This window comes from Streptomyces sp. NPDC002784 (assembly GCF_053592135.1).
Genome location: NZ_JBSFVD010000058.1, coordinates 1 through 11,210, shown reverse-complemented (window position 1 = coordinate 11,210; position 11,210 = coordinate 1). Strand labels below are relative to the sequence as shown.

11 protein-coding genes are annotated in these 11,210 nt (G+C 69.7%); 5 read left to right on the top strand and 6 right to left on the bottom strand.

What is annotated here, in order from left to right:
* Positions 1-521: 521 nt before the first annotated feature.
* Both ACWD1Z_RS35480 and ACWD1Z_RS35475 read left to right on the top strand, forming a co-directional pair.
* Entirely contained in the window at positions 522-740 is a 219-nt protein-coding gene (locus tag ACWD1Z_RS35480; protein ID WP_451124729.1) for a hypothetical protein, read from the top strand.
* A 140-nt stretch (positions 741-880) separates the two neighbouring features.
* A complete protein-coding gene (locus ACWD1Z_RS35475) occupies positions 881-1,456 on the top strand; it encodes a dihydrofolate reductase family protein (RefSeq protein ID WP_451124727.1) in 576 nt (191 codons plus the stop codon).
* Here the strand turns inward: ACWD1Z_RS35475 and ACWD1Z_RS35470 are convergent.
* Entirely contained in the window at positions 1,438-2,148 is a 711-nt protein-coding gene (locus ACWD1Z_RS35470) for a helix-turn-helix domain-containing protein (protein WP_451124725.1), read from the bottom strand. The genes ACWD1Z_RS35475 and ACWD1Z_RS35470 overlap by 19 nt on opposite strands.
* A gap of 305 nt (positions 2,149-2,453) precedes the next feature.
* Between ACWD1Z_RS35470 and ACWD1Z_RS35465 the strand changes: the two genes are divergently transcribed.
* Positions 2,454-3,791 carry a DUF5685 family protein gene (locus ACWD1Z_RS35465; RefSeq protein ID WP_451124723.1) on the top strand — a complete coding sequence of 446 codons (1,338 nt, stop codon included), beginning with the start codon at positions 2,454-2,456 and terminating at the stop codon, positions 3,789-3,791.
* Positions 3,792-3,908: 117 nt separating this feature from the next.
* Here ACWD1Z_RS35465 and ACWD1Z_RS35460 read toward each other — a convergent pair whose 3' ends face one another.
* The 3 genes from ACWD1Z_RS35460 to ACWD1Z_RS35450 all read right to left on the bottom strand — a co-directional run bounded on the left by ACWD1Z_RS35460 (position 3,909) and on the right by ACWD1Z_RS35450 (position 5,363).
* Positions 3,909-4,433, bottom strand: coding sequence for a hypothetical protein (locus ACWD1Z_RS35460; RefSeq protein WP_451124721.1), 525 nt, complete (start codon positions 4,431-4,433; stop codon positions 3,909-3,911).
* A 68-nt stretch (positions 4,434-4,501) separates the two neighbouring features.
* Positions 4,502-4,960 (bottom strand): serine/threonine-protein kinase, encoded by a 459-nt coding sequence (locus ACWD1Z_RS35455; RefSeq protein WP_451124719.1) that lies wholly within the window; start codon positions 4,958-4,960, stop codon positions 4,502-4,504.
* Positions 4,950-5,363, bottom strand: coding sequence for a protein kinase domain-containing protein (locus tag ACWD1Z_RS35450; RefSeq protein WP_451124717.1), 414 nt, complete (start codon positions 5,361-5,363; stop codon positions 4,950-4,952). Before ACWD1Z_RS35450 ends, ACWD1Z_RS35455 begins: the two co-directional genes overlap by 11 nt.
* Positions 5,364-5,625: 262 nt before the next feature.
* Between ACWD1Z_RS35450 and ACWD1Z_RS35445 the strand changes: the two genes are divergently transcribed.
* Entirely contained in the window at positions 5,626-6,651 is a 1,026-nt protein-coding gene (locus ACWD1Z_RS35445) for a LacI family DNA-binding transcriptional regulator (RefSeq protein ID WP_451124715.1), read from the top strand.
* Positions 6,652-6,731: 80 nt separating this feature from the next.
* Here the strand turns inward: ACWD1Z_RS35445 and ACWD1Z_RS35440 are convergent, their stop codons facing one another.
* Positions 6,732-9,506 (bottom strand): glycosyl hydrolase, encoded by a 2,775-nt coding sequence (locus ACWD1Z_RS35440; RefSeq protein ID WP_451124713.1) that lies wholly within the window; start codon positions 9,504-9,506, stop codon positions 6,732-6,734.
* 595 nt (positions 9,507-10,101) lie between these two features.
* Here ACWD1Z_RS35440 and ACWD1Z_RS35435 point away from each other — a divergent pair.
* Positions 10,102-10,434, top strand: coding sequence for an alpha-amylase (locus tag ACWD1Z_RS35435; RefSeq protein ID WP_451124711.1), 333 nt, complete (start codon positions 10,102-10,104; stop codon positions 10,432-10,434).
* A 375-nt stretch (positions 10,435-10,809) separates the two neighbouring features.
* Here ACWD1Z_RS35435 and ACWD1Z_RS35430 read toward each other — a convergent pair whose 3' ends face one another.
* The gene (locus ACWD1Z_RS35430) at positions 10,810-11,061 is read right to left on the bottom strand and encodes a hypothetical protein (RefSeq protein ID WP_451124709.1); all 252 of its coding nucleotides are present in this window, start codon (positions 11,059-11,061) and stop codon (positions 10,810-10,812) included.
* Between the last annotated feature and the right edge of the window lie 149 nt (positions 11,062-11,210).

Sequence of the window (11,210 nt, the reverse complement as noted above, 5' to 3'; positions counted from 1 at the left end):
GCCGGCAGTTCATCTCTGCCAGGCCTTGCTGTCTCTCTGAGCTACGAGAGAAACCATAACCAGACGGCAGGCCAATGTCTACTCCCGTCACGATAGATTTCTGAGCGTTCGACAGGAAGGTAATCCACCTCGAACAGTGACGAGGGCGGCGCCTGCTGTCACACCCGCCACGGCCGGTCGACGTAAGCGCGGTCTTCCCTCAACTGGCCCTGCCGGCACGCACGGCGACCCGTTTGCATCCCCGGCGGCGCACCCTCACCGCAGACACTGCGACGTCCCGCACACGGAAGCGTCCGACTTGCTGGCGGAGGTACGTCTGCGACGGTGACACCAGGCGAGGGTGGCGATCCGGCGCCGATGTGCTCCAGGTGCTGTGGGGCCTCTTCGACCACCCTACGGAGAGCTACATGCCCAGGACCGCGTTGTTCCGGCGGTCCGCGGCCGACATCACCGACATACTCACTCCGTCTCCCCCGGCTGGAAGGTCTGTCCCCCGGCTCTGTCCCGCCTGCGACACCGAAATGGACCCGGACCCGCTGCTCACCATCGCCACGTTCGAATGGGACAGCAGCACCCGCGACTGGATCCCGTACGAAGACCAAGCCGCCGCGTCCTCCCCTGACCACCGCTACCCCACCCTCAGGCAACCGACCGCCGTCCAGATCGGCAGCAGCCACAAACCGCAGCTCTACATCTGCCCGGCGGCCCCGCACCATCCCCACACCGAGCTGATGCAGTAGCCAGCCGGATTTGCCCAGGTAGGGCCGCGGCAGCGCTCCGGGGCGTGTTCTGAGCCCGCTGTCGTTTCCGTACAAGACAGCCCGCGCGGCCGCGCACTAGCTTGAACCCAGCAGCTCGCCCGATCTTGAGGAGAAGCACCATGCGTGACCTGGTCTACACCGGCTTCATGTCGCTCGACGGCGTCGTGGACTCGCCCGGCGGGACGGAGGAGGGCCACCGCAGCGGCGGCTGGGTGGTCAACGACCTGGAGTTCGTCCCCGAAGCCTGGTCGCTGAAGGGCGAGGAGCTGGCTGACACGACGGCGCTGATGTTCGGCCGCCGCAGCTACGAGGCGTTCGCGCAGGTCTGGCCCGACTCGGAGGACCACGCCGCCTACAAGGAGCTGCCCAAGTACGTGGTGTCGTCCACGCTGTCCGACGACGCCCTCGTCGACGGGTGGGGGCCGATCACCATCCTGCGCTCGACGGAGGACATTGCCGCACTCAAGAAGAGCGAGGGCGGCGCGATCTTCATTCACGGCAGCGCCGAGCTGGCCCGGCGGCTGTCGGACGCGGGCCTGATCGACCAGTACAACCTGCTCGTCTTTCCCGTGCTGCTCGGTGCCGGGAAGAGCGTGTTCGGCCGGGCCGACCGTGCCAAGCAGATGCTGACGCTGCGGGAGTCGGAGAGCTACTCGAACGGGATCTTGAAGCTGGTCTACGACGTCAAGCGCTGATCCGTATCGAGGGCGATCGCGCCACCGGCGCCCTCGCGCAACTGTCTGGCGGTGCGCCCTACGTAGGAGCGCAGTGCTCGGGCCAGGTGCGGCTCGTCGAAGTAGTCCAACTTGGTGACGACGTCGGCGGCCGGGGCGCCGGCCGCCAGCAACTCGGCGGCGGTGCGGGCGCGTTCGATCTGCCGGACGGCCCCCCGCGTCAGCCCGGTCGCGGCACGGAACCGGCGTTCGACGGTGCGCTCCGAGACGGCGGGGTGGTGGCCTCGCAGCACCTCGGCGATGAGCGGGTCGCGGACCACGATCCCGGCCCGGACGAGACGCTCGACCAGGGCCTCGGCGTCGTCGGGGCCGGGCGTCTCCCAGCGCGTGCCGTCCAGGCGGAACGCCCGGCGCGTGGTGTCGGGGAGCTCTACGCCGCCGTCGACCAGCGTTGCCATGGGCACGGCCCGCAGCGAGGTGCCCACGGCGAACTCGATGCCCGTGAACTTCGCGCCCCGGGGCACCGGTGCCGTGCCGGTCCGCGTCTCGGGGCCGGTGATGGCCGCGTACGCCTGGCCTTCCTGCTCCCAGAACACCAGGCCCCAGCGCACCCCCGCCACCGACGTCATCGCCGTGACCCGCTCGCTCGTGCAGGTCCACACGGTGTCGACCCACGGCGAGTCGGATTGGCGTGTCTCGAAGCGCAGCTTCACGGGCGAAGGATATGTCGCGTCGTCGGATCCGAGGGCCCATCGAGCAGTTTGCGACGCTCCTTGGCAAGGGTTCTCAAGGGCTGGCAGGCGGCACAGCGCCCGACCAGCCCGGCTGCAGGCAGACCGACCGCCTTAAGCCTTCTCCGTTCACCAACCGCGGCGACACGACAGGACAAACGCCTGTACGGGCAGGCTCTAGCATGGCGCCCATCGGGTGGCGGGCCATCCTGCGGTGCGCGTGGTCGTGCCTTACGGGCGGCTCCCGTCCGGCTGTGACTCACAGCAGTGACTACGGGGGAGCTTCAATGTTCGGAATCATCAGGCCATGCCGTCATCGCCTGGGCGAGGGCATGCGTACTGAGTGGATGGCGCATCTGTGCGGGCTCTGCCTGGCGCTGCGCGGCGAGTACGGACAGTTCGCACGGGTGGCCACCAACTACGACGGACTGATCGTCTCGGTGCTGACCGAGGCGCAGTCGGAGCGCACCGGCGACTGGCGGCGAGGCGCCGGCCCGTGCCCACTGCGCAGGATGCGGTCGGCGGACGTGGCACAGGGTGAGGGCGCCCGGCAGGCTGCGACGGTGTCGCTGGTGCTGGCCGCGGCGAAAGTACGTGACCATGTGGCCGACGGCGACGGCCTGTTGGGCCGCCGCCCGGTGACGCTGGCGGCGCGCCGGATCGCCCAGGGCTGGGACCATGCGGGTGCCGCGGGCGGCGAACGGCTCGGCTTCGACACCGCGGTCCTCATCGCCGCGGTCGAACGGCAGTCGGAGATAGAGCGGCTGACCGGCTCGGGCGACTCGCTCCTGACGGTCACGGAACCGACGGAGACGGCAACCGCCGCCGCCTTCGCGCACACCGCGGTACTCGCCGGCCGCCCTGGAAACATTGAGCCGCTCGCGGAGGCCGGCCGTCTGTTCGGTCGGTTGGCGCATCTGCTCGACGCGGTGGAGGACCTGGCCGCGGACGAGTCGACCGGGGCGTGGAACCCGATCGCCGCGACCGGAGCGGACCGCACGGAGGTGCGTCGGCTCTGCGACGACGCCGTCCATGGGATCCGACTCGCCTTGTCCGACGCCGAGTTCGTCGACGGGCGGCTGGCGCGGGCGCTGCTGGGTGGCGAGCTGGATCGTGCCGTCGAGCGCGTCTTCGACTCGCGGCATCGTCACCACCAGCACCGCCACGAGGCGCGGGGCCCGCGTGTGCTTCCCTGGCTGGGCCGCCGTACCGCGACGCAGCCGCCCGCGGAGGCTGACACGGGCGCGGCCTGCGGCGTCGGGGCGCTGACCGGCGCGGGGCCGGAGGGCGCCGGGATGGCGTCGGGCCGGCCCCCGGAGGGGCAGTGTCGGCGGTGCGGCCAGTGGCGCCAGTTGTGCCGCGATTGCGGCTTGTGCCAAAGCTGCTGCACCTGCGATCTGGAGGATGCCCAAGAGGAGGCCGCGGAGGCCTGGCAGTTCGAAGGCAAGGGGAACTCTCGTCGGGACGACTCCGGGGGCGACGGCTGGTCCGGCGGACGGGGCGGCGGCAACTCCGGGGGATCCACAGGTGGTTCGGGTGGGGGCGGTCGGGGATCCGGTGGTTCCGGTGGCAACTCGGGAGACGGCTGCTGCGGTGGCGGGGGCTGCTGCGACTGCTGCTGCTGAATGAGAGCTGACCCGGGAAGTGCAACCGGGCTCCAGCCTTCCAGAGTGCTGACAACTACTTCGACGTAGCCGTCATGGCGCTTCCGGCTTCGGGGTGAGGCGTGTGTGTCACACCCCTTAGCTCGGCTTCTGACGTTGACCGTCGGCGGGCGGGAACACGGCCAGAAGGGCGGCGAGTGCCGCCGTGAGTGCCACCAGAGGGAGAAGCCCTCGCATGGTATGGCCAATCGCGCCGAAGAAGCGCATGGCTGTCATCGCTTGGAGGGAGAGGCCGATGCCGCTCACCATGATCAGCCAGCGCCCGGCCGTGTTCCGCACCAGCAGCAGGAGCACACCCATGGCGAGCATGGCCGCCAGGACGCCGAACAACGTCATCTGGACCGTGCGGGAGGCGTTCGCCAACGCACCTGCCTGGACCATCTGTTCGGTCGCCAGGGGAATGACCGGAACCGTCAGAAGGCACACCGACGCCGTCGCAATGGTCGCGGTTCTGGCACGGGATCCCAGCGAAGGGGTACCGAGGTGGACGCCCGAGCCCGGCAGTTCAGCGAGCCGGCACCAGCGGCCTGTGGACGGACGTAGCACCATGACCACCGCAGCGAATGCCGGAGCAGCCGTCAGCGGACCAATGACGTAGGCCATCACCGCGACCTCCGAGGGCCCTCCCACCAGCAGGTATTAAACGCTGACGCTCAGACCGTGCAGAGCCGTCACGCCACCGGTCGCGGCGAGCATCCGGCGTCCGGCCATCTTGCGCTGGGACAGCAACAAGGCGCCCAGGGCGAGCACAACCACCTCGACGGTCCCCACCACCACGTCCACCGCGAGCAACTGGAGGGGATGCCCGGGTGGACCGAGCTGGGGGCGGGGGGTTCCTGGGTGAGGTGTGCCGAGAGGTAGCCCACGGTGTCGGGAGCCTGGAACGGCAGTCGGCACGTGATCAGTTCGAACAGCAGGCAGCCCAGGGCGTACAGGTCGCTGCGCGGTTCGGGGAATCCGCGTGCCTGTTCGGGGGCCATGTACGGGGGTGTGCCCACGATGAAGCCGGTCTGGGTGAGGCGGTTCGCGGTCGCGTAGGGGTCAATGGCACGCGCGATGCCGAAGTCCAGGACCTTCGCGATGCCGGACGGCGTGATGATGATGTTGGAGGGCTTGATGTCACGGTGCATGATTCCGACGTCGTGGGCCTCCGCCAGCGCGTCGCTGATCTGCGCACCCCAGAGCCGCGTCCCGCAGGGCGATGGGGCCTCGACGCAGCTTCGCGTCCAGGCTCTCGCCCCGGACCAGCTCCATCACCAGGAACGGGACCCTGCCATGGGCGGTAGCCGACTCACCGACGTCGTGGATGGTCACGATGTTGGGATGCTGAAGGCGCGCGGTGATCTGTGCCTCGCGGAGGAACCGGGCGCGTGCCTCGGTGCCCTGGCTCCCGCCGCCGGCGAGCTGTGAGATCACCTTGACCGCGACGCGTCGGCCCAGCGTTTCGTCCTGGGCCTCCCACACCTGCCCCATGCCGCCCTCGGCGAGCAGCCGCACCAACTGGTAGCGCTCTCCCAGGAGTTCATTCCGCATCGCCGCGCCTCCCCCGCTTCGGTCACCTGTGCGTCCCGCCGGCGAACCGGTACAGCAGGATCATGGCGCAACGGCCGTGGCGGTTTACCCCATATGCGAAAACGTGCGTGGGAGTGCCGAACCGCCCCCACGAAGCGTTCGTCCTCGGCCCACCTTCATGCACCCCGCTTGTGAGCGCTCTCACGCGTCCGTCGGCTGTCGATATCCTGACCGCGCCGCTTCGCCGCAGACCGAACGTGCCCCAGACAAGGGAGTGCCCGCCTTGCCCGAGCCGATCATGGGGTCCCGCCCCACTCTGGAAGCCGTCGCAGCCCGCGCGGGCGTCTCCCGGGCTACCGCGTCCCGGGTGGTCAACGGGGGTGCGGGGGTGCGGGCCCCATTGGTCGACAAGGTGCGCCAGGCGGTCGAGGAGCTCGGCTACGTACCGAATCACGCGGCCCGCACCCTCGTCACGCGGCGCAACGGCGCGGTGGCCGTGATCATCGCGGAGCCGGAATTCCGGATCTTCTCCGACCCGTTCTTCGAGCAGCAGGTGCGCGGCATCAGCCGCGAACTCACGGCGCACGACACGCAGCTCGTCCTGCTGTGGGTCGAGGGCCGTGGTGATCATGACCGGATCGCCCGCTACCTCGGCGGCGGCCATGTCGACGGGGCGCTCGCCTTCTCCGTGCACAACGACGACGCGTTGCCGGCACTGATCGACAAGTCCCGCATTCCCACCGTGTTCGGCGGCCGGTCGGTCGTGGACCGAAGTCTTGCGGTGCCCTACGTCGACTGCGACAACCGCGGCGGGGCCCGTCAGGCGGTCCAGCACCTCGTCTCCCTGGGGCGGCGCAACATCGCGCACATCGCCGGCCCGCCCGATCTGACGGCGGCCCTGGACCGGGTCGCCGGCTATCACGACGTCCTCGTCGACGCCGACCCGGCGCTGATGTGCCAGGGTGACTTCACGGAGAAGGGCGGCGCCCTCGCCATGGCCCAGCTGCTGGAGCGGCGCCCTGATGTCGACGGGGTGTTCGTCTCCAGCGACCTGATGGCGTTGGGGGCGCTGCGCACGCTGCGGGAGCGGGGGGTGCGGGTCCCCGATGACGTGGCCGTGGTGGGGTTCGACGACATGGCGTCGGTGGTGGAGCTGTCCGAGCCGGCGCTCACCACCGTCCACCAGGACATCGAGGGCATGGGCCGGCTGATGGTGAAGCTGCTGATGCGGATGCTCGACGAGACCGGGAGTCCTGCGCCTTCCTGCGTCATCACGCCGACGTCGCTGGTGCGGCGGGCGTCGGCCTGACGCCAGGCACGCGCATGAGCGCGGTGGCCACCGGCTCGGTTGCCGGTGCCCACCGCGCTCTTTGTGAGGGGTGAAGCGGGTCAGCTGAAGGGGATCACCAGCACGGAGTTGTCCGTGCCGGTCTGGAGCTTGGCCGGGCCGTTGCCGATGGCGCTCCACACCTCCAGGCGGACCGTGCCGTTCGCCAGGTTGCCCAGGCTTCCGGTGGCCGACTTCAGGCCGCGTGTCTGGGCGTACTGCTCCCATCCGGCCACCGGGTCGGTGGCGAAGTAGTTGTACGTCTCCGTGCGGTCGAAGGAGCCGTTGCCGGTGAGGTCGTAGCTGATCCTTACCTGCTGGCCGAGGCCCACCGTGGTGCCCGCGTCGACCTGGAACCGGAATGCGGTGCTCGCGCCCGCGGTGAGGGTGCCGTTGACGCCGCGGGCCTCGTAGACGAGCGGCTGGTACGGAGTGCCGTCGTGGTTGGTGCCCCCGGCGGAGGCGATGGTGTCGCTGCCTGCCGTGCCGCCGGTGGCCGTGGTGAGCGTACCGCCGGAGCGCAGCTGGAAGGTGTTGCCCGTCGGCGGATCGGGGTCCGGGGCGGGGCCACCGCCGGTTCCGGTGCCGGTCGCGGTCGAACGGGCCGGCACGGACAGGGACTTGCCGTCCGAGAAGGTCACCGTGCGTGCGCTGGAGCCGTAGTTGTGGGCGACGTAGGTACGGTTCGTGCCGTTGGCGAACACGGCCGAGGTGGGCAGGTCACCGGTCACGGTGGGGTCGGGGGCGCCGAGGGTGTGCAGGGTCTGGATCCAGTGGTAGGTGTGGGCCTTGGACTCGCCGGCCTCCGGGGTGTACGAGGCGTGGCCCGCGTCCCACTTGGCCTTCGCCGCCGCCGGGTCCGCGAAGGACTGGAACTCCCAGAGGATGTCGCGCCATTCGACGGCGGGGCCGCCGTTCTCGCGTTCCATCTCCGCCACGTTCCGCCGGATGGCCGCCTTTTCGCCGCCGAGGTGCAGGGAACCGCCGGTCACGGGCAGGACGTTGATGCCGTGGATCTCCTCGGGGTTGGCCGTCCACCAGGTGGCGTAGGCCGCGCCGCTGCCCCACACCATGCCGGCGGTGTCGTGGCCGAAGGAGGAGGGGAAGACCTGCTCGTCGGCGTCGAACCAGTACTGGGCGATGGCCTCCGCCTCGGTGGTGAGCAGGTAGCTGCCGAGGTCGCGCAGGGCCGAGTCACCGGTGGCGGAACCCCACAGCACCAGTGCCGCACTGAGATTGGTCGACTCGGAGGAGGATTCCTGGTTGTTGCCGGCGGCGAAGCCCTGGTGACCCGAGGCCCAGCTGTGGCCGGCGTAGACGTCGAAGCCACGCAGGAACGGGTAGGCGCTGTCGGTGCGGCTGGGGTTGGCGGTGTCGCGGATCAGGGTCTTCACCATGCCGCCCCAGGCGGAGTCGGCGGCCCAGGCGGGGTCGTACTGGGCCACGATCGCGGCCGCGTAGACGTAGTAGCTGTAGTGGAAGTGGTGGTCGTTGAGCTCACTGTCGCTGCCGTAGGAGGCGGGGTAGCCGGTGAGCGTCTTCCATGCCTGGTCGTAGGAGAACTCGTTGGCTCCGCCCGCGGTGAACCACGCCTGCATACGGCCCTTGATGAGACCGAGGAGCTTGTCGCGGATCGCGGTCTCGCCGATCTGGTCGGCCAGCGGCACCAGTTGGGCGAGCTTGCCGAGTGCCTTGCCGGTCCAGTAGGTGTCCACGGCGCCCGAGAACGGGTCGGAGGCGTTCGCTACGTCATTGAGGTAGCCGCGCAGCCGGGCGGCATCCACGCCGCTCGTCCTGGGCAGGCCGGGCAGGACCGGGGATGCCTTCTGCGAGGTGGTGAACGAGGCGGACTCGCGCACCTTCATGGTGCCGCGCGGGGAGACGTAGGTGTACGGGGTCAGCGCGTCCGTGGTGTTGAGCCACTGGTGCCGGTAGAGGGCCTGCAGCGTGCCGCGTTCGGTGCCTTCCTTGGCCTCGGTGGTCAGGGTGTACGTGGCGCGTACGGTCCCGCCGCTGTAGTTCCAGGAGACGGTGGAGCCGGTGACGAAGCTGAAGGCGTACTTGCGGAACGTGGCGAGCGCGTCGGTGGAGGGCAGGACGGCGACGGAGAAGTAGTCCTTGCCGCCCAGGCCCGCGGTGACGGCCGAGCCGGAGACGTTCCAGTCGCTGCCGGTGGGCGCGAAGAGGGCGTAGTGGTGTCCGGCGACCGTGATGCCGAGGACGTTGCCCTGGTCGGCGAAGACGGTGGGCGTGGAGGCCGTGGTGATCTGGGCGTTGCCGCCGGTGCCCTTGGCGTAGACGAAGGGCATGCCGTGGCCGATGGTGGTGCGCAGGGTGCGGGTGCCGTCGGACCAGTAGGGCGTGACGGTCCAGTCGCTCCACGCATCGGCTTTGGTGTCGGGCGAGTTGAGCCCGGTGAGGCCGAGGGTCAGGTCGGCCTTGTGGGCGTACTCGTACTGGCGCCCTTCGCCGACGATCGTGGGGGTGGTGGGGTAGCCGATCTGCAGGCCTCCGGAGACGGCCTGGTAGGTCAGGGGGTGGCCGTACATCGGGGTCGAGTGGGGGTTGTCGCCGTACCGCTGGAAGGCCAGTGAGGACCACCAGTCGTTGGTGGGCACGGGCTTGCCCTGCGCGGCGGACGTCACCTTGGGGGTGACCGGCGTGCCGGTGTTGGTCGTGGGGCCGACCGTACCGGCGGGGTGGGTGTCGGAGTAGCTGCCGGCGCCGACGGGGATCGTGGCGGCGGCAGCCGGGGTAGCCGCCGGACCGAGTCCGGTGGCGGCGAGGGCAGCGGCCAGGACCAGCACTGCGGCTGGTCTGTTGCGGGGGGATGGCATGGAGGGGCACCTCGTGTCGTCACGACGGGATAGGGGGTCTCACGGGGGTGTCCAGAACATTTCGAGAGCGCTCTCAGTTGGCCGGAAACGTAAGACTGTTGAAACCTCGACGTCAATAGATGCGACACAGAAGGCAGTTGGAAGGTGGTTGGGGACGAGTCGCAGCCGCTCTGCGTTCGAGTCTTGACGGATCACCTGCGGGACGGGCACGCTTCCCGTGCGGATTGAGAGCGCTCTCATCATTAGGCGGGCAGAGGAGCCGCTGGACGGTCATCCCGGGTTGGTGGGCGTACGCGCACGCCCAGCGCCGAACTCGCAGTCGTCGCAGCCGAGGCGGGTCTCTCCCGACGCCTTGCCGCCCCCCGCCGTCCCTGAGGACAGCACACTGCCCCACGCGTCCCTCGCACCGTAGACAGCCCACCCCGAATAGACCGGCCTATCAGTGCGACATGCGCGAGGAGTGCAACATATTTCAATCTTCAAAAGGGTAGCTGGCCTGCCATTTGGTGCGCTCGATGAGATCATGGCTGAAAAGCCTTGCAGAAACTTGCATGAGTATCCGTGCGTCCTGAGACTTCGGGACATGGCACATCACATGACACGCATACCGCGTCCCGTCGCTCTCGCCACCATGACCGCGGCGGGCCTGTTGATGACCCTCACCGCCGTTCCATCCGCTGTGGCGGCCACTGGATCGCCGGCTCCGGAGTGCGTGGAGCACTTCCAGAGCTGGCGTTACACCGACGTCCATAACGGCTGCGGCGACACCGTCTCCGTCACGGTCGAGTACACGAACGGCCAGTGGGCTCCCTGCCGTGTCATCGAGCCCGGCGGCTGGGCGACCTTCTCCGGTTACGGGCCGAGCGGCAATTACGTCACGGCGCTGCGGACGTGCGACCCCGCCCTCGTCACCGCCGACGGCGCCTGAGCCTCGTAGATCAGAGGCCAACGCTCACCCAAGCCAGCGTCACGCCATCAACGGCCGTGCGCACGCCCGCCGCCAGCCTTGCTGAGACGCAGCACGGGCCGAGCCGGCGGGCCGTCCGGAAGCCGTCGGGGCAGGCCGAGCGCGCGTGGCCAGCGCACCGTGCCTTGGTGGGAGCCGGGCCGGTCTGGGCTTGAGCATGTCGTACGCCGTGGGCGCCTGCTCGAGCGAGAGGGTGTGCGTCGCCAGGTGAGCCGTGTAGATGTCACCCGCGGCGAGCCGGTCGAGCAGCATGGGCGTGTCCTGACCGTCCTGAGCCGCATCAGCGCCTGTGACAGCTGCACAGGTACCCGCGTGTCGTGCTGGCGCGGGGTGGCGTCAGGCGCCGAGTTTGTTTACCGCGTCCTGCAACGAGGCCGACAGCCGTGTGACGTCCTCCTGGGCGGGTTCCGGGGTGCCCATCCGCTCCACCAGCTCCGCGCGGGAGATCAGCACGGCCGCCCCGCGGTACTGCTCGCTGCCGAGGGCAGCCTGTTCGACCACCTGAGCACGGCCCTCCAGCAGCACCAGGACGGCGTCGTCCGACGGAGCGTTCAGAAGCTCCCTGACCAGTGACTCGTCGATCCTCATGCGTTCTCCCCTCGGTGCCGTCCGCGGAATGCCGTGGCCGGGGGCGGGCGATGGGCCCGGCCCCCGGGCCGGCGGGGAGGGGGCTGCGTTGCCCAGTACTGGGGCGCGGCGGCCGTGGTGGGGTGCATGAGGGGCGCGGGGGGGGCCGG